Origin of the sequence: Nocardia suismassiliense (assembly GCF_900269665.1) — a bacterium.
Taxonomy (GTDB): domain Bacteria; phylum Actinomycetota; class Actinomycetes; order Mycobacteriales; family Mycobacteriaceae; genus Nocardia; species Nocardia suismassiliense.
The window spans coordinates 8,555,491-8,573,048 of record NZ_LT985361.1 but is presented as its reverse complement, the minus strand read 5'-3'; the positions used below and the strand labels follow the sequence as shown (position 1 = coordinate 8,573,048).

Annotated in this window: 19 protein-coding genes; 8 read left to right on the top strand and 11 right to left on the bottom strand. The window is 67.5% G+C overall.

Features of this window, described 5'->3' with window-relative positions; all coding sequences use genetic code 11:
* Positions 1–149: 149 nt before the first annotated feature.
* Positions 150–713, top strand: coding sequence for a Uma2 family endonuclease (locus tag DBO33_RS38485; RefSeq protein WP_234391272.1), 564 nt, complete (start codon positions 150–152; stop codon positions 711–713).
* An 18-nt stretch (positions 714–731) separates the two neighbouring features.
* Here DBO33_RS38485 and DBO33_RS38480 read toward each other — a convergent pair whose 3' ends face one another.
* From DBO33_RS38480 to DBO33_RS38470, 3 genes are read right to left on the bottom strand one after another with little or no spacing between them, the layout of a single operon-like run.
* Entirely contained in the window at positions 732–1,352 is a 621-nt protein-coding gene (locus DBO33_RS38480) for a YHS domain-containing protein (protein WP_107659409.1), read from the bottom strand.
* Positions 1,349–1,822, bottom strand: coding sequence for a DUF1772 domain-containing protein (locus DBO33_RS38475; RefSeq protein WP_234391461.1), 474 nt, complete (start codon positions 1,820–1,822; stop codon positions 1,349–1,351). The genes DBO33_RS38480 and DBO33_RS38475 overlap by 4 nt, the downstream gene beginning before the upstream one ends.
* Positions 1,823–1,827: 5 nt before the next feature.
* A complete protein-coding gene (locus tag DBO33_RS38470) occupies positions 1,828–2,388 on the bottom strand; it encodes a peroxiredoxin-like family protein (protein ID WP_107660962.1) in 561 nt (186 codons plus the stop codon).
* Positions 2,389–2,460: 72 nt separating this feature from the next.
* On the opposite strand from DBO33_RS38470, the gene DBO33_RS38465 reads away from it, so the two are divergent.
* Positions 2,461–3,084, top strand: coding sequence for a TetR/AcrR family transcriptional regulator (locus DBO33_RS38465; protein WP_107659407.1), 624 nt, complete (start codon positions 2,461–2,463; stop codon positions 3,082–3,084).
* Here the strand turns inward: DBO33_RS38465 and asnB are convergent.
* The gene (gene asnB / locus DBO33_RS38460; RefSeq protein ID WP_107659406.1) at positions 3,081–4,919 is read right to left on the bottom strand and encodes an asparagine synthase (glutamine-hydrolyzing); all 1,839 of its coding nucleotides are present in this window, start codon (positions 4,917–4,919) and stop codon (positions 3,081–3,083) included. The genes DBO33_RS38465 and asnB overlap by 4 nt on opposite strands.
* 70 nt (positions 4,920–4,989) lie before the next feature.
* Here asnB and DBO33_RS38455 point away from each other — a divergent pair, with 70 nt between their 5' ends.
* Positions 4,990–5,598 carry a TetR/AcrR family transcriptional regulator gene (locus DBO33_RS38455; protein ID WP_107659405.1) on the top strand — a complete coding sequence of 203 codons (609 nt, stop codon included), beginning with the start codon at positions 4,990–4,992 and terminating at the stop codon, positions 5,596–5,598.
* Between the two features lie 40 nt (positions 5,599–5,638).
* Here the strand turns inward: DBO33_RS38455 and DBO33_RS38450 are convergent, their stop codons facing one another.
* Positions 5,639–6,778 carry a GDSL-type esterase/lipase family protein gene (locus DBO33_RS38450; protein WP_107659404.1) on the bottom strand — a complete coding sequence of 380 codons (1,140 nt, stop codon included), beginning with the start codon at positions 6,776–6,778 and terminating at the stop codon, positions 5,639–5,641.
* A 110-nt stretch (positions 6,779–6,888) separates the two neighbouring features.
* Between DBO33_RS38450 and DBO33_RS38445 the strand changes: the two genes are divergently transcribed.
* Complete coding sequence (locus DBO33_RS38445) at positions 6,889–7,365, top strand: MarR family winged helix-turn-helix transcriptional regulator (protein ID WP_107659403.1); 477 nt, start codon at positions 6,889–6,891, stop codon at positions 7,363–7,365.
* A 3-nt stretch (positions 7,366–7,368) separates the two neighbouring features.
* Here the strand turns inward: DBO33_RS38445 and DBO33_RS38440 are convergent, their stop codons facing one another.
* The gene (locus tag DBO33_RS38440) at positions 7,369–8,040 is read right to left on the bottom strand and encodes a TetR/AcrR family transcriptional regulator C-terminal domain-containing protein (protein WP_107659402.1); all 672 of its coding nucleotides are present in this window, start codon (positions 8,038–8,040) and stop codon (positions 7,369–7,371) included.
* Between the two features lie 91 nt (positions 8,041–8,131).
* Here DBO33_RS38440 and DBO33_RS38435 point away from each other — a divergent pair, with 91 nt between their 5' ends.
* On the top strand, positions 8,132–9,148 hold the full coding sequence (locus tag DBO33_RS38435; RefSeq protein ID WP_107659401.1) for an NAD(P)-dependent alcohol dehydrogenase: 1,017 nt from the start codon (positions 8,132–8,134) through the stop codon (positions 9,146–9,148).
* 1 nt (position 9,149) lies between these two features.
* Here DBO33_RS38435 and DBO33_RS38430 read toward each other — a convergent pair whose 3' ends face one another.
* On the bottom strand, positions 9,150–10,100 hold the full coding sequence (locus tag DBO33_RS38430) for a helix-turn-helix transcriptional regulator (RefSeq protein WP_107659400.1): 951 nt from the start codon (positions 10,098–10,100) through the stop codon (positions 9,150–9,152).
* Between the two features lie 63 nt (positions 10,101–10,163).
* Here DBO33_RS38430 and DBO33_RS38425 point away from each other — a divergent pair, with 63 nt between their 5' ends.
* Both DBO33_RS38425 and DBO33_RS43730 read left to right on the top strand, forming a co-directional pair.
* On the top strand, positions 10,164–11,318 hold the full coding sequence (locus tag DBO33_RS38425; RefSeq protein WP_107659399.1) for an epoxide hydrolase family protein: 1,155 nt from the start codon (positions 10,164–10,166) through the stop codon (positions 11,316–11,318).
* Between the two features lie 85 nt (positions 11,319–11,403).
* Positions 11,404–11,556, top strand: a complete 153-nt coding sequence (locus tag DBO33_RS43730) for a hypothetical protein (protein WP_199856885.1) — start codon at positions 11,404–11,406, stop codon at positions 11,554–11,556.
* A 6-nt stretch (positions 11,557–11,562) separates the two neighbouring features.
* Here DBO33_RS43730 and DBO33_RS38415 read toward each other — a convergent pair whose 3' ends face one another.
* The 4 genes from DBO33_RS38415 to DBO33_RS38400 all read right to left on the bottom strand — a co-directional run bounded on the left by DBO33_RS38415 (position 11,563) and on the right by DBO33_RS38400 (position 16,679).
* Entirely contained in the window at positions 11,563–13,569 is a 2,007-nt protein-coding gene (locus DBO33_RS38415; RefSeq protein ID WP_199857062.1) for a 5-oxoprolinase/urea amidolyase family protein, read from the bottom strand.
* Between the two features lie 71 nt (positions 13,570–13,640).
* The gene (locus DBO33_RS38410; RefSeq protein WP_107659396.1) at positions 13,641–14,249 is read right to left on the bottom strand and encodes an urea amidolyase associated protein UAAP2; all 609 of its coding nucleotides are present in this window, start codon (positions 14,247–14,249) and stop codon (positions 13,641–13,643) included.
* Positions 14,246–14,998 (bottom strand): DUF1989 domain-containing protein, encoded by a 753-nt coding sequence (locus DBO33_RS38405; protein WP_107660961.1) that lies wholly within the window; start codon positions 14,996–14,998, stop codon positions 14,246–14,248. The genes DBO33_RS38410 and DBO33_RS38405 overlap by 4 nt, the downstream gene beginning before the upstream one ends.
* Before the next feature lie 142 nt (positions 14,999–15,140).
* Positions 15,141–16,679, bottom strand: a complete 1,539-nt coding sequence (locus DBO33_RS38400; protein ID WP_107659395.1) for an amino acid permease — start codon at positions 16,677–16,679, stop codon at positions 15,141–15,143.
* 209 nt (positions 16,680–16,888) lie between these two features.
* Between DBO33_RS38400 and DBO33_RS38395 the strand changes: the two genes are divergently transcribed.
* Positions 16,889–17,557: a TetR/AcrR family transcriptional regulator gene (locus DBO33_RS38395; protein WP_107659394.1), complete on the top strand. Its 669-nt coding sequence runs from the start codon at positions 16,889–16,891 to the stop codon at positions 17,555–17,557.
* Position 17,558 lies beyond the last annotated feature (1 nt).

Below are 17,558 nucleotides of genomic sequence, written 5' to 3'. Positions count from 1 at the left end.
GGACAATATGCGGCAATCCGCCTGTGAAGAGCACAAACATGCTCTTCACAGGCGGATTGGCCAGCACGTTCAGCTAGACTCGGGCGGAATCAAGCAGGACTTCAGTTGCCCCCGTTCGACAAGGTTGGAGGTGCCGTATGGCGATGCCGATGCCCCACGCTGATCATTGGACGGCTGCCGACCTCGACAACATTCCCGAAGACGGACTGCGTTACGAGGTGTTGAATGGCCAGCTCGTCGTGAACGCCGCACCCAAGCCGCGGCATCAACTGCTGATCAAGGGTTTGGAACGTGCCCTCGACGCAGTCGTTCCGTCCGGTCACATCGTTGTAGAGGGCCTCGGAGTGCTGATCGGTGACGACGAGCCGATCCCGGATCTCATGGTGGTGACCGTCCCCTTCGATCTGGATGACCGTGGGATCCCAGTGGAGCAGGTGAAGCTGGCGGTCGAGGTGGTCTCCAAATCGACAACCTTGCAGGACCGGATGGCGAAGCCGGTTCTCTACGGCGAGGCAGGAATTCCGAACTACTGGCGATTCGAGATCAACCCGTTCAGGGGCCAGTTGTCCGGCGAGTGCCTGCCGGTTCTCTTCGCTCACGAACTCGGTGACGACAAGACCTACGAGCTGACGCACAGGGTGGCGGCCGGCGACACCGTCACCCTGCGCAGTCCTTTCGAATTCACGATTGATCCCGCAACACTGCTGCCCTGATCGGCAGGCTTGCTCGGGTCAGTGCTCGACGCTGATCAAGTGTTCGTCGGCGAATACCTTGCGGCACACCGGGGCACAGAAGGCGTAGTCGGTGCCGTTGTGGGTCAGGGTGATGTGGGCGGTGGCGAGTTCGACCGGCATGCCGCAGACGGGGTCGATGGCGTGGCCTTCGGGGGCCTCGGCGGGGGTGGCGGTTGCTCGGTAGTCGTCGGTCATCAGTTTGGTGATGTCGGAGATGGTGGTTTTTCGGCCTAGGGGGCCGATGTTGTGTTCGCGCAGGCCGATGATCTGGACCAGGCAGTGCGGGTCTCGGGTGAGGCGGGTGGGGTCGGGCTCGGTGTCGGCGATGGCGCGGGTGATCAGGGGGATGATGTGGTCGCCGAATTCGCTGGTGTTGCTCCATGCGCTGGGGACCGTGAGGCGTACCAAGTAGCGCGGTGCTCCGGCGATGCTCGGGCCGCCGGTGGCCCAGTTCTCGGGTGTGCGCACGAGTACATGGGTGAGTTCACGGGCCTTTGCCATCACCGAGTCCGGCGCCGCTGGCTCGGTGGTCAGGTCTCGCAGGATCCGTTCGGCGAGTTGGTGTTTCCGTTCGGTGCTCAGCTGTTCGTCGGCGACGAACAGTTCGACGGTCATCATGGCAGTGCTCTTTTCGCTGGGGCGAGGGTGCGGGTGACGATCAGGAGGAAGGCCAGTAGCGCGCAGGTGGTGCGGGCGAAATGGAAGGCCTCCCAGCGGGCGAGGGTCTCGGCGTAGTCGGCAGGCGGGCCGTTCACCGCCCACACCTTGATGTGCTGGTTGATCGGTATGTTGCCGAGCCGGGTGATCACGAACGAGGAAACAGCCAGTGCCGCAGCGGTTCCGGCGAACCAGCGGTCGCGGCCGGTGGTCCGGAATGCCAGCACCAGGCAGCTGAGGATGGTGAGGCCCATGAGTGACTGCATGACCAGGCCGTTCACCGACATCAGAGCGGTGTGGAAGGTGAAGCGGACGTCGAGCGGGACCTTGCGGAAGGCGTAGAGCACGTTCACGGCGCCGTAGCCGAACGCGCCGGCCAGCAAGCCGCCGAAGGTCAGCGCGGATGCCCTTGCCAGAGCGGGCTTTTGCACGATGGTCAACAGCGGCGCTCCGAAACGGGTGCTAGCGCGAGCAGTTCGTCGACCGACCATTGATCGTCGACGTGCACGCCGTGTTTGGCCGCGAGGACGCGACCGTCCGGCGCGATGAGGAAGTCGGCGGGGAGGCCGAGGCTGCCACCCTCGGGCTTCGTCGGGGGAGCGGGTTGCTTTTTGCGGAGCGTGGAAAGGGCGGCGTGCGCGACGCCCCGCAGGATCGTGGGCCAGCCGCGCGGGTCGAGCAGTGCGCGCGGTGACGATTCGACGCCGAACTCGCGGTACAGCTCGCGGGTGGGATCGGCGATCAGATCGAGCGGGATGTCCTCGGTGTATTTACGTAATTCGGCTGCGCTGGAGTGGAATACGACCACCTCGTGGATGTTGGCGGCCGCGATCTCGGTGCGGCGCGCGACGATCGAGCGCAGGTGCAGATTGCAGACGGGGCAACCGGCGAATCGGCGGAATTGCAGGTGTATCAGGCGATCTGGATCAGGCACGGGCACAGGAGTGTCGGAGATCGTGGTCAATACCCGAGGGGAGACAGAGGTCGGTAAAGACATGAGCGTTTCCTTTCGTAGGCGTACCTTGTACGCCTACGTCCAGTATGCGCGTAGCTTGTACGCTGTCAACCCATGCCACGTCCTCGTTCGCTGACGAAGTCCGATCTCGGCGTCGCCGCGCTCGCGGTCATCGACCGCGACGGGCTGTCCGCGCTCACCATGCGAGCCGTGGCGAAAGAACTGCGGATGGCCACCATGGCGTTGTACCGCTACGTATCCGACCGGGAGGAACTGGAAATCCTGGTTGTGGACGAGGTGCTCGCCGGGATCGACGTCTCGACCCCGGACGATTCACACTGGCGCGACCGCCTGACCACCTTGCTCGAGCGGATGCGGGCGGCCATCTCCGCACACCCCGCGACGGTGCCGCTGGTGCCTCGGCACCGGAAGAACTCGACCGCCACCCTGCGCTGGATGGAGGCCATGCTGGCGGTGCTCACCGAGGGTGGGTTCGAGGGGGCCGATCGAGTGATCGCGCAGCGCACGCTGGTCGCGTTCCTGCTCGGGTCCTTGGAGAACGAGCACTACGCGTCGATCAATGCCCCCGCGACCACGGCCATCGCGCAACTGTCGCCCGAGCAGTATCCGACACTGACCGCGACCGCGGCGCAGGCCCGAAAGATGTCGGTGGACGAAGAGTTTCGCGGCGGCCTCGCCATTGTGTTGCGTGGGTTGGCTGCCGGGCGACCCGGCTAAGTGAACGACGGCGCGTAATGGTCCAGCCAGATCGCGAAGTCGAGCAGCTGTTCGAGATCGAAGCGGTCGGGCTCGATCAACTGGTCGGCGGGGCGGTCGACAGCCTTGGTGACGGCGTCGTAGTCGTACAGCTGGAAGACCGGATGTTGCTGGGTGGCAAGGAGATCGCTCGCCTGCGCGCGCACCGACTCGGTGTACGCCACATCCTTGGTGATCGGATAGTGGCTCTTGACGCGCTCGACGACCGAGCGTGGCAGGAGGTCGGCGCTGGCCGCACGCAGCAGGCTCTTCTCCCGTCCGTCGAAGGATTTCAGCGACCACCGCGCGTTGTAGACGTACTCGACCAGGCGGTGGTCGCAGTAGGGCACGCGGACTTCGAGGCCGACCGCCATGCTCATCCGGTCCTTGCGGTCGAGCATGGCGCGCAGGAAACGGGTGAGGTGCAGGTATGAGGCCTGCCGCATCCGGAACTCCAGTTCGCTCTCGCCGTCCAGCCCGGCGACCTCGGCGGCAGCGTCCGCGAAGCTGTCCGCGAGATAGGTGTCGAGGTCGAGGGCGGCGGTCAGGTCGGGATCGAGCAGTCTGGTGCGCTGCACGAATGCCTGCGGTAGCACCGACAGCCACGGGAACGTCGACATGCCGTGCGCCGCGGCCTCGGCGAACCAGCGGTAACCGCCGAAGAGCTCATCGGAGGATTCGCCGGACAGCGCGACGGTCGAGTGTTCGCGGATCGCCTTGAACAACAGGTAGAGCGATGTCTCGCTGTCGCCGAAGCCCGTGGGTACGTCGCGGGCGGTGACCACGGCGGCCCGGACCGCCGGATCGGACAGGGCGGCGCCGTCGAGCACGATGTCGCGATGTTCGGAGCCGACATGATCGGCGACGGCGCGGGCGAAGGGCGCGTCCAGGGTGATCCGCCACTCGTCGGGCACGAAATCCCGCTGCTGGTTTTGGAATTCGACACTGAAACTGCGCAGTCGCTCGCCGGAGTCGCGCAGGTGTCGCGCGGCGAGGGCGGTGAGCGCGGACGAGTCCAGTCCGCCGGACAGCAGGACGCATCGCGGGACGTCCGAAATCAGTTGCCGGGCAACGGTATCCTCCAGTAACTCCCGGACGGTACGCACCGTAGTCGCGCGATCGTCGCGGTGTTCCATGGTGCGCAGCGACCAGTAGGTGGTGGCGCGGATACCGTCGCGGCCGACGGTCAGCACCGTGCCCGGCGGCACCTGCCGCATTCCCTCCCAGAACGCCTGCTCCGGCCGGGCAATCGTGGTGAACAACTCGCGCAGGCCGTCCAGCCCGATCGTCTTGTCGGCCACAGGATTTGCCAGGATGGCCTTGGGCTCTGAGCCGAAGAGTAGACCGTCGTCGGTGGGGTAGTAATAGAAGGGCTTGATGCCCAGCCGATCCCGCACCATGACCAGCTGCTCGGTGCGCGTATCCCAGATGGCGAACGCGTACATGCCGTTCAGCCGCTCGGCGAAGGCCGCGCCCCATTCCAGATACGCCCGGAGCACGACCTCGGTGTCGGACTCGGTGGTGCACCGGTGCCCGCGGGCGTGCAGTTCGGACCGCAGTTCGCGGAAGTTGTAGGTCTCGCCCGAATAGACCATGGCGACAACGCCTTCCGGCGTGTCGATGGTCATCGGCTGAGTGCCGCCCGCCAAGTCGATGACGGCCAGTCTGCGGTGGCCGAGGGCTGCGTGCGGCGCGATCCAGACGCCGCTGTCGTCGGGTCCGCGACACGCCATGGTGGCCGTCATCGCGTCGAGGGTTTCGGTGGTTGCTGTCGAGAAGTCTCGCTGAAAGGAGACCCATCCGGTGATTCCGCACATGCCACAATGTTAGAGCTACTCTAAAAATAGAGCAACTGTAAGATTGAGGTCGATATAGTAAGCTGCTGCCATGGGTGAACCGGGGTTGCGCGAGCGCAAGAAGCAGCGCACCAGAGTGGCCATTGCCGAAGCGGCGTACCGCCTGTTCGAGACCAAGGGTTACGACGAGACGACAGTCACCGAAATCGCTGCGGCCGCGGATGTTTCGCCCGCCACGTTCTTCAACCACTTCCCGACCAAGGAGGCGGTGCTCTTCGCCGAGGGCGGCACCCTGCTCGGCGTGGGGCTCGCGACGATCGAGCAGCGGGACGCCGACGCGAGCGTCGGCGCGGTGCTGGCCGACGCCATGCGGGCGATACTCGCCGAGATGGTGGGCGGGCCGCGCGATCCGAGCGGTGAACTGGAAGCTGCGCGCCTGCGGCTGCTGATGTCCGTCCCCGCGCTGCGTGGGGCCACGTTGCAGCGACTTTTCGAGGTGGAGGACCGGCTGGCTCGGGCATTGTGTGCGGCATTCCCCGGACAGCTGGACCCGGTACGGGCGGCGACGCTGGTGGGTGGGTTGTGCGGCGCGATGTTCGCAGGCGGTCGCGCCGCGCTGCGTGAAGGCCGCGCGTTCCAATCCGCAGTAGACGGTGCGATCGAACAGACAGTAAGGGCCGCAACGGATCTGGATCGCTGAAGGCGAGTCGCCGCGCTGCGCGACGACCCGCCTCGGTGGTTCAGCGGAACAACGCCGCAACGTCGACGGTCTCGGCCATGGCGAGGTAGCCCGCGTCGTTGAGGTGCATGCCGTCGCCGCTGTCGTATGCGGGGCGGATGAAGTCCGGGCGTTCCGGGTCTTCCACTGCGCGAGCCACGTCGAAGACGGCGTCGAAAACATCTGTGCCGCGCAGCCATTCGTTGACCTCGCGCCGGGTCGGCAGGGTCTGCTCGATCGGCATCCCCGGGTAGACGCAGCCCGCGTAGGGGCCGATGGTGGCGGCGTGGATGGTCAGGCCCGCGTCGTGGGCGCGGCGGGCCAGCTCGGTGAAACCGGCGATCAGTTCTTCGGTGGTGGCGGGTGGTTCGCCCGACATGCCGCCCAGGATGAGGTCGTTGATGCCGAAGTTGATCAGCAGGCTGGTGACGCCGGGGACGTCGAGGACGTCCCGGCTGAACCTGTCCAGGCCGGGCACGCCGATCTCGTTGGTCAGTAGTCGATTTCCGCCGATGCCCTGGTTGACGACCCAGCCGCGGTCGAGTCGGTCGTTGAGGGCGTCCACCGAGCGGCGGTTCGCGCTCATGGTCGAGCCGACGCCTTCGAACCACGAATCGCCGAGCGCGACGGCGATGGGTGTGTGCGCAGGAGCGAGCACGTCGACGCCGGTGACATAGAAGCGCGCGGGAACTTCCTCGGCCGCACCGAGATCCACCTGCGAGGCAACGTTTCCGGCAGCGACGTAGGCGATTTCGCTGGGTTCGTGCGAGCGGGTCGCGAGTCCGGTCTGCTCGGGCAGGTACAGGCTCAGCGTGAGATCGGTGCCCGCGGCGACGGCCAGCTCGACCGGATCGCTGATCACCGCGCCGCCCGCCGGGATGGTGACCTGGTCCGCGCCGTCGAACCGCAGGACCGTGTCGGTCTCGGCGATGATCTCGTTGCCGGTCTTGCGCAGCGCGACGTGCGCGGCGCCGATCACCAGCGGTTCCCGCCCGTACAGGTTGGTCAGCCGGACGCGCAGTTGCTCGCCGCCGCCGGCCAGGTGCAGCGCCTGACGCACGGTCTGGTCGGCGAAAGTCCGTGATTCGCTGAGCTTGACCTGCTCGTAAGGGCTGATAACCGCGGAACGAAAACCGGCGACCCAGGCGGTGGTGTCAGACATCGAATGCTCCAGTAGTTGTTGTGAGGAATAATGCGTATGCATATTTCTAATACAGAGTATTCCTCGTGTCAACTATCCGCGAAGCAATCAGTGCGAGGTAGGTTGGTGGCATGGATGCGGACCTGTTCGACGACCCGCGGCTGACCACCATGGGCCTGCTGTTCGAGGCGCACGAAGGGTTGGTCGCCAAGCTGACGCCGGTGTGGAAGGCGCACGGCCTGTCCGGGCTGGATATGAATGCGCTGATGCGCCTGAGTCGTTCGCCCGATCGGCGGCTGCGCATGACGGATCTGGCCGCCCAGACGGCGCTCTCCACCAGCGGTGTCACCCGCCTGGTCGATCGGCTGGCCCGGTACGGGCTGGTCGAGCGCGCGCTCGACCCCGGCGACCGGCGCAGTGCGTACGCGGTGCTGACCGAATCCGGCGCGCAGCGGCTCGCGCAGGTGCTGCCGGACTATGTGGCCGCGGTCGAGCGCTGGTTCACCGGACTGTTGACGCCCGCGCAGCTCGACGGGCTGATCGGTGCGCTGCGCATTGTTCGCGACACCACCAATCCGGAGGCGACGCTGGGGGCCGAGGGGCAGTGATGCTCAGTCGGCGGATTCGCCTAGCAGTCGTTCGAGTCCGTCCAGGATCAGGTTCAGGCCGAAGGTGAAATCGGCTGTGCCCGAGTGCTTCCCGTCGATCACCAACTGTGACAGCGCGTTCATGTACGGAAACTGATCAGCGGGTATCCGTGGCAGGAACTGCGCTGCGGCGGAGGCGTACTCGTCCGGTTGCAACGGAAAGTTCACCTCCTGCAAGGTGAATCCGTAGATGTGGCTGTCCATCGCGTTCCACGCCCGGTCGGCCTGCTGGTAGGAGAAGCCGGCCGAGTGGAGGCAGCCGACGGTGGCGTCCACGTAGCGCAGCATGGCGGGGCCGACATTGAGCCGCGAGCCGATCAAGCCGGTCGCCCACGGATGCCGCAGCAGCACCTCGTGCGCGGACATGGCCCGCGCGCGCATGGCCGCTTTCCAGTCGCCGCCGACCTCCGGGATGCCCATCTCGGCGACCACCAGATCGGCGATGCCGTCGAGTAGGTCGTCCTTGTTTGTCACGTGGTTGTACAGCGACATCGCCTCGACGCCGAGCGTCTGTGCCAGTTTGCGCATGGACAATGCCGCGAGGCCATGCTCGTCGGCGAGTCGAACGGCGGTGTGCAGCACCTTCTCCCGGCTGAGCGGCGCGCGCGAGGTGCCGGGGGCGGCGGTCTTGGGCATGGACACCTCTCTTGACGGACTTACGGTGTAAGCGTACCGTCCGTGGCGAGGGACTTACGCTGTAAGTAACCGTTTCACGCGAGGAAATCCCATGTCCGAGGCGCAGAGCCCGCAATCCACAGTCGATGTCCGCACGATGACGGCGATCGTCGCGCCGCGCTACGGTACCGGTGCGGTGCTCCGGACCGAGCTGGTCGATCGGCCGAATCCACGCGCGGACGAGGTGCTGGTCCGGGTGCGGGCCGCGTCGGTGAGCCAGGGTGATATCCATCTGCTCACCGGCACGCCCTATCTGCTGCGGCTCGGCTTCGGCCTGCGGCGGCCCAAGGATCCGATCATCGGACATGACCTCGCCGGCGAGGTGGTCGCGGTCGGCGGCGAGGTGACCGGATTCCGGCCCGGTGACACGGTATTCGGTGCGGCGGATTCGGGCGCCTTCGCGGAGTACGTGTGCGTCCCGCACGAGCGGCTCGCCCACGTGCCCGACGGGCTCGCGATCGAAGCCGCTGCGGCGCTGCCCGATTCGGGCATGACGGCGCTGCAAGGGTTGCGCGACGCCGGTCGGCTGCGAGCCGGGCAGACGGTGCTCGTCAACGGGGCCTCGGGCGGGGTCGGCAGCTTCGCGATCCAGCTCGCCAAGGCGTTCGGCGCCGAAGTCACCGCCGTGTGCAGCACCCGGCACGTCGAGGTGCTGCGCGCACTGGGCGCCGACCACGTAATCGATTACACCGTCGAGGATTTCACCGTCGGCGAGCAGCGGTATGACGTGCTGCTCGACCTGGTCGGCAACCGATCACTGCGGGACTGCCGCCGAGTACTGGCCCCGACGGGTGTCTTCGTCTCCTCGGCGGGCGCACCTGGCGGGAACTGGGCGGGGCCGGTGCTGTGGATGGCAAAGGTGCTGCTGGCCAACCTGTTCACGAGCCAGCGGATCGCACTGCTGCTCATGCGTCCGCGCCGCGCGGATCTCGAGTTCTTGGCGGCGTCGGCTGCCGACGGCACCCTCCGACCGCTGATCGAGCAGAGTTTTTCCCTGGCGGAGTCGGCCGAGGCTGTGCAGCACGTGCTCACCGGGCACGCCCAAGGCAAAACGGTGATCGTCGTCTGAGCTAGCCGACCGATTCGGCGAGCCGGGCGCTGAGCTCGCGGATATGCGTGACCAGCTCCGGAGGCTCGTGCACGCGGAACGGAAACCCGAACGTGGCCACGTAGATGGCCAGCTCATCGAGCGAATTGGATCCTGTTCGGAGCAAGCAGGTTTCGGCGTCCGCCGCCTCGATCACGCCGACGGTGGGCGCGATTCGGTCGGCGGCGACCTCGGCGGGCACGCCGAGAGTGATGCTTGCGGTGTAGCGGTACGGCGCACTCGACACGCCTCGGGAGACGTACCCGGACAGGTCGACGTCGGGTGCCGCGCGCGGGGTGAAGCGCGGCCCGGTCGGGATGCGGGGATGTAGCCGGTCCGCGCGGTAGGTGCGCCAGTCGGCCCGGTCGACGTCCCAGCCGATGAGGTACCAGCGGCGGCCGGTGTGCGCCAGGCGATGTGGTTCGGTGGTGCGCAATGAGGTGGTGCCGTCATGGCTTCGGTAGTCGAAGCGCAGGCGATGACTGTCGCGGATGGCGCCCGCTATCGCGGTGAGCGTGTCCGGGTCGACCGTCGGACCACCGGCCGACCCCGTGACGGTCACCGATTGCAGCAGGCTGACGCGGTGCCGCAGCCGGGACGGCAGCACCTGTTCGAGCTTGGTGAGCGCACGCAACGAGCTGTCCTCGATGCCGGTGATGGTGCCGCCCGCGGCGGTGCGCAGGCCGATGGCGCCCGCCACCGCCTCGTCGTCGTCCAGCAGCAGTGGCGGTAGCTTGGCCCCCGCGCCGAGCCGGTAGCCCGCGACACCGGGGGTGGCGTCCACCGGGTAGCCGAGATTGCGCAGCTTATCGATGTCGCGGCGCACCGTGCGTACGTCGACCTCGAGGCGTTCGGCCAGGTCGGTGCCGGTCCAGTCACGGGGCGTCTGCAAGAGCGACAGCAGCCGGAGCAGTCGTGCGGAGGTTTCCAACATGATTTTCAGTCTGCCGGAAAGCTAGGGCGGAAGCTGTCCTAGGTGGGTCATATCGTTTTACTCATGAGCAACGAGATCCACGAATTCCGCATCGACATCCCGCAGCAGCAGCTCGATGACCTGCGCACTCGGCTCGACGGCGCGCGCTGGCCCGCACCGCTGCCCGGTGACGGCTGGGACACCGGCGTGCCGACCACATGGCTGCGTGAGCTGGTCGACTACTGGCGCACCGAATACGACTGGCGGGCAGCGGAGTCGCAGCTGAACTCCTACGCTCAGTTCACCACCGAGATCGACGGGCAGCGCATCCATTTCCTGCACGTCCGCTCGCCCGAGGCGGACGCGCTGCCGCTGCTGATGACGCACGGCTGGCCGGGTTCGGTGGTCGAGTTCCTCGACGTGATCGGGCCGCTGTCGGATCCGCGGGCGCACGGCGGCGACCCGAAAGACGCGTTCCACCTGGTGATTCCGTCACTGCCGGGCTTCGGCTTCTCGGGGCCGGTCACCGAGGCGGGCTGGACCGTCGAGAAGATCGCGCAGGCGTGGGCCGAGCTCATGCGCAGGCTCGGCTACGAGCGGTACGGCGTGCAGGGCGGTGACATCGGTGCCGACGTGAGTCCCGAGGTCGGCCGGACCGCACCGGACCAGGTGGCGGGCGTGCACGTCAACGGCGGTCCCGGCCCGTTCCCGTCGCTGCCGCTGTCGGAGGCGGAACTGGCGAGCCTGACCGAGCTGGAACAGGATCGGATCCGCCGGATCGAGGCCTTCATGCAGGAGGAGTACGGCTACATCGCCATTCAGTCCACCCGCCCGCAGACGCTGGCGTACGGGCTGGTGGATTCGCCGGTCGCACAACTCGCCTGGATCATGGACAAGTTCCGCGAGTGGACACATCCGCGAAATGTCGAGCCGGACAAGATCATTGATCGGGATCGGTTGCTGACCAATGTGATGCTGTACTGGCTCAACGGTACGGCCGGTTCGTCGGCGTACGTCGGCTACGCGCAGGAAGCGCCCTGGGGCGCGACGAAGGCGAACTCGGGCGTACCTACGGCCGCACTGGTTTTCGCGCACGACGTCGGTATCCGCCGGTACGCGGAGACCGAGAACACCATCACGCGCTGGCACGATGTCGACCGCGGCGGCCACTTCGCGGCCATGGAGGAGCCCGAGCTGCTCACCACGGATGTGCGGGAGTTCTTCCGCGAGCTGCGCTGAAACCCGAAGGAGGTGGGCCTGTTCCGGCATGTCGCCGCCGGAGCAGGCCCACAATTGGGTCAGGACCGTCGGCGAGGTGCAGCCCATGGACAAACCCAGACCATTCACCCAGGAACACCGGGAAGACTTCTGGCGCCGCTGCGGGTGGTCGCCCGAACTCCCGGTAGCCGAGCGCGACGCGATCGAACGCGCGTGGGACGACGACTCGATCGACATGGCCGAGCTGTTCGGCTGGTGAACGTCGTTACCCCGCGGTGAGCTCCCCGGCCTGCCGCCACGAGTCGCGTTCGGCGGCGAAGGCCGTCGCCTGCACGGCGCGGAAGTCGCTGATGGACTCGTGGTTGGCCGCGAGGAACTCGCGGTAGTCGGCGAGGCGGAATTCACCGTCCTCGGCGGGTACCCGGGCCTTGCCCGCGGCGAAATCGGCACGTAGGTCGAGCAATTCGTCGGCCTCGACCGGGTACCAGCGGATCCGGTCGAAATAGCGCAGCAGCCACGGTGTTTCCGCGCCGGTCGGATGCCGGTCCGCGCCGGGGTGGCCCGCGAGCGGGCCCGCATGATGGTTCCACACCTGGGTGGTCCGACCCACGAACTGGTAGCCGCCGGGGCCTTCCATGCCGTAGATGCACAGGTAAGCGCCGCCGATGCCGACCGCGTTCTGCGGCGTCCAGGTGCGCGCGGGGTTGTATTTGGTGGTGACCAGGCGGTGGCGCGGGTCGATCGGCGTGGCGACGGGTGCGCCCAGGTACACGTCGCCAAGGCCAAGGACGAGGTACTCGGCGCCGAAGACGGTGTCGTAAACGTCGGCCACCGCGGCCAATCCGTTCATGCGGCGGATGAACTCGATGTTCCACGGGCACCACGGGGCATCGGCGCGCACACCGTGCATGTAGCGGGTGATGGCCTCGCGGGTGGCCGGGTCGTCCCAGGACAGCGGCAGATGCACGGTGCGGCTCGGCACCACGAGTTGGTCCGCGGCGGGCAGGTGTCGTTCGGCTTCGGCCAGCAGGTCGAGCAGCGTCGGCACCGGCAGGAGGTGCGGGTCCACCCGGATCTGCAACGAGCGGATGCCGGGGGTCAGCTCGGTCACGCCGCGTACCCGCGCGGCGAGCAGGTGCTGATGCAGGGCGTGCACCCGGGCGCGCAGGCCGAGATCCAGTGTCATGGTGCCGTATTCGACGAGTACGGCGTCGTCGCCCGCGCGGCGATAGGTCACGCCGGTCTCGTCGTCGACCTCGGTGCGGCGCAGTATTCCGTCGTCGCCGTCACCGCCCGCGGACAGCACGGTCGGCCAGCAGGCGCGGCGCCCGGCGCCGAGGTCGCGCACCGAAGCGGCGCGATCACTGCGGATCGGCACGAAACGCACCGCGTCGCCGGGGGCCAGCTGCCCGAGCTTCCAGCGATCGGCGGCCACCACGGTGACCGGACAGACGAAACCGCCGAGGCTTGGGCCGTCGGGGCCGAGCAGGATCGGTGTGTCGCCGGTGAAGTCCAGTGCGCCGACCGAATACGGGGTGTCGTGGATGTTCGACGGATGCAGGCCCGCTTCGCCGCCGTCGCTGCGGGCCCAGTCGGGCTTCGGTCCGATCAGCCGGACGCCGGTGCGGTCGGAGTTGAAGTGCACCGTGTAGTCGGTGCCGAGGATGGTGTCGAAGTCGGCGCGGGTGAAGAATTCCGGTGCGCCGTGCGGGCCTTCGGTCACCGCCAGCTCCCAGCGCCGGGCGAGCACCGGCTGGTCGTCCATGGGGACGGCGGTCGCCAGCGGATCGTGCGATGGTCCGAGTGTCAATACTTCGCCGGCTCGCAGCGCGTTACCCGCGCTGCCGCCGAACCGTCCGAGAGTGAACGTTGCTGTGCTGCCCAGATATTCGGGCAGTTGAATACCGCCCGTGAGTAGCACGTAGCAGCGCATGCCGGGTCCACGGACGGCACCGACATCGAGTACGCCCCCGGCCGGAATCTGCATGGTTCGCCATTGCTCCACCGGAACACCGTTCAGCGTCACCTCGGCCGGTGCGCCGGTGACGCATACCCAGGTGGCCGCCGAAAACCGCAGTGCCGGACCGCCGAGGGTGCACTCCAGTCCGGCCGTGCCCTCGGCATTGCCGAGCACCCGGTTGCCGAGCCGGAACGACAGATCGTCCATCGGCCCCGACGGCGGGACGCCGACGTGCCAGTATCCGGTTCGCCCCGGCCAATCCTGCACCGTGGTGAGCATGCCGGGGCGGATGATCTCGACGGACGCGGGCACGGGTGTGGTGGCCGCCGCCGCGCAATCGGCTCCAGCCGCATGCGCAACGGCGCCGGATAGGTCGGTGACGGTCATTTCGACACCACCATGCGCACCGGGGTGGGATCGAATCCGTTGCAGGGGTTGTTGATCTGCGGGCAGTTGGAGACGAGCACCAGCGTGTCGATCTCGGCCCGGAGCGTCACTTTCTTTCCGGGAGCGGACAATCCGTCGACGATGCCGAGGGTGCCGTCGGGTTCCACCGGCACGTTCATGAACCAGTTGATGTTGGACACCAGGTCCCGCTTGCCGAGGCCCCAGTGCAGCGCGGCGGTGAGGAAGTTCTCCACGCAGGCATGCTGGTGGCGGGTGTGGTGGCCGTAGCGGAGGGTGTTCGATTCCTGGGAGCAGGCGCCCGCGATGGTGTCGTGGTTGCCCACCTCGTCGGCGATCACCGTCATCAGGGCGGTGCCCGCGTCGGTCCGCAGCACGCTGCCGGTGGTGAGGAAGATATTGCGCTGCGCGGCGACGGTAGCCTGCGCGCTGTAGCGGTCGGTGTGGTCGGCCGCCGAGTACAGCAGGCAGTCCACCGCCTGGTTGCCGTGCAGATCGATGATCTCCAGTTGCTCGCCCGCCTTGACGATCGCCGACCAGGGGGAGCGGGCGGGCACGGTCTCGTCGAGCACGATCTGCCTGTTCATTTCCCGACCTCCAGCGTGCGGGCGGCCGCCCAGGCCGTCTCGGTGTTCTGCACGGCCCGTTGGTATTCCGGGTCGCGGTTGTGGGTGGCGGTGAGCTCTTCCGGTGCGGCCCACGCGACGACATCGAGCTCGGTGGCGGCCCGGTCGTCCAGCGGATGTGCGGCATTGGCGACCAGGAGGATCACCGGCAGATGCACCAGCAGGTCGATCGAGGCGCCCGCCGCTGCGCTGCCGGTGGCGGTCAGCGCGCCGTCGGTGGCCACCCGTACACCGCGGAAGAACGACACCGTCGGCCCGATATCGCGCGGCTCCAGCCCATGTTTGGCACCCGCCAGGCGCAGCAGCTGTCGCGCCTCGGCGGTCGGCCCGCACAGGGCGTCGTGCTTGCCCGAGGTATCGGCGAGCACGGTGGCCAGGATGCGTCCCTGGTCGGACAGCAGCGGATGGCCGTTGCCCAGGTAGGCCTGCCACGGAACCTTCACCGTGTCAGCGACATTCAGCCGTTCCCACGGGGCATCGGCGCGCAGCAGCAGCAGGTGCGCGCACGCGGCTCCGGCCGGATCGCGCAACCGGATCCGAGTACCGCGCCCCAGCAAGATATTCGCGTATCCGGCGCCCGGAATGCGCTGGGCAAAAGTGATTCTCGCGGCCTCGACGCCGTCGGGTAGGACGGGTTCCGTGGTCGCCGCCGCGGCGGCCTGCGAGCGCGCATGCGCCCGGGCACCCGTGGTGGATGCGGTGTTCGTCATCGTCAGCTCCTTCGCAGGATTCGGGTCGAGCATTGGCCGGCGCTCGCACCGATTTCGGACTTCGCCTGCGCAAGCGCTCCCTTGCGCTGCTCGACGGGAAACGAGTGCGCGGTGGTGGCCGGCACCACCACCACGCGACCGGTCAGGTGGATTCTGTTGCGGGCTCGGGGCTTTCGACGGTGCCCGGCGTGCGTGCGACGAACCAGTGCACGACCACCCCGACGGCGACCACCAACAGCACGAACAGCGTTGCGGCCCAAAGCATCCACCAACTGCCACCGTTCGGCGTGTACACCTCGGGTCGCGGCCAGGCCAGGTTCACCGCCATCGCGACACCCCACAGCACGGCGAGCGCGTTGATCGGAATCCCGAAGCGGCCCAGGCTGAACAAGCCGGGCTCGCTCGCTTCGTCGGCGGGCATACCCTTGACCCGCCGCACCAGCAGCGGCACCGTGACCAGCAGATACGCCAGGTACAACGTCACGATGCACACGCTGGCCAGGGTCGCGAAGATCGCGGCATTGCCCAGATTGAGCACCAGCAGGCCGATACCGAGCAGCCCGATGACCACCGCGGGCAGCACCGGAGTACCGAAGCGCGGGTGCACCCCGGCGAGGCGCCGGGCGAACGGCAGCTTTCCGTCCCTGGCCATCGAGAACATCAACCGCGTCCCGGCCGTCTGAATGGCCAACGTGCACACCGTGATCGCCACCGCGACACAGCCGAGCAGCACCGTGCCCGCCGGGCTGTCCAGCTTCGAGGTGAGCACATAGGCGAGACCCTCGGTGGCCAGCGCACCGTCGGACAGGCTCGGCGCGGCCATCAGCGCGCCGAGCAACAGCAGCCCGCCGCCGAGCGCGGACACCGACAGCGCGGCCAGGATGGTACGTGGCGCGACCCGGCGCGGATTCTTCGTCTCCTCGGAAAGCTCACCGGCGGAGTCGAAACCGACCATCACGTAGGCCGCCATGAGCCCGGACACCAGGAACGCCGCCCTGTACGAGCCGGGCACGGCCTGATCGGTCTGCCACACCACGCCGGGCCCGCGCTCGGTATGGGTGAAGAACAGCGCGATGATCGCGAGCACACCGACGATCTCGACGGTGACGCCGATCGAGTTGATCCGCGACATCAGGTCGATACCGAGCACGTTGATCGCTGTCGTAATCGTCAGCAGGATGCTGCCCAGCAGAACCGCGTTCGTCGCACCGGACGACGAGGTGAGCGCGGTGTCTTCGCCGATGACCTGGAACCCGCTCCAGATCGACGGCAGCACCACCTGCAGTGCGATCGCCGCCGCGGCGGCGGTGACGATCTGCGCGATCACCATCATCCAGCCCGCGAACCACCCGACGAGCTCGCCGCCGAGCCGGCGTGACCACTGGTAGATGCAGCCCGAAATCGGGTAGCGCGCAGCCAATTCGGCGAAGTTCAGCGCGACGAGGAACTGTCCGGCGAACACGATCGGCCAGGTCCAGAAGAACGCGGCGCCGCCGAACGAATAGCCGAAGCCGAAGAACTGGAAGATGGTGGTGAGGATGGAGACGAACGAGAAACCCGCGGCGAACGAGGCGTAGCGGCCGAGTTTGCGCCGGAGCACGGGCTGATAGCCGAATCGGGCCAGATCGGCGCCGTCGCGGCTGGTGTCGGGCGGAGGGGCGGGGGCGAACGTTGTGGCCATGAGGGTCCTTCGGCGAGCGGCCAATACCTATCAGATGACAGTTTTGCGGTGGCGATCGCGCTTTCGGTGACCCGCGTGTATCGCTTGCGGTAACCCCGGTTACTTCTGCGTTGCCGAGATTTCTATCAGGTGACAGAAACCTCGCCGCGGCCTACCGGGGGACCGACCGTCGCGGATCGGTCCAGCTGATACCTGCCAGAATGAGCCTTGTGACAAACCTCGGCCCCGGCCGTCCTCGTGTGGAGCAGCGACGCCGTCGCGGCCAGACGCCGCGCGCCGAGATCCTGGACGCTGCCGGGGAGCTGTTCACCACCAATGGCTACGCGAACACCTCCACCCGTGTGGTCGCCGACGCGGTCGGCATCCGTCAGGCATCGCTCTATCATCACTTCGCCGCCAAGGACGACATCCTCGATGCGCTGCTTGCCGAAACCATAGCTGCCCCACTGGAACTCGCCGAACGACTGGGGAGCGTGTCGGCGACCGCGCCTGCCCGCCTTTACGCGCTGGCCTGGTTCGACGTCGGCCAGCTCTGCGCCGCGCGCTGGAATCTCGGTGCGCTGTACCTGCTTCCGGAGCTGCGCACCGAACGGTTCGCCACGTTCCGGCTACGGCGCGACGAACTGCGCGGGCACTACGAGGCTTTGGCGGCCGAGGTGCTGGCCGAGGCCGGCGGGGCGGGCATCGCGGGCGCCGAGGCCCTGCCGTTCCGGCTGGTCGAGATGGTGATCAGCATCCGCTCGGACGAGGGTGCGGCGCCGGCCGCCGCGGCGCGAACCATCCCCGAGGCGGCGCTGCGGGTGCTCGGTTGGCCCGGTGATCTGGACGCGTTGCGCGACGAGGCACAGCGGCTGCTCGAACAGCTCGAAACAGCCTGAG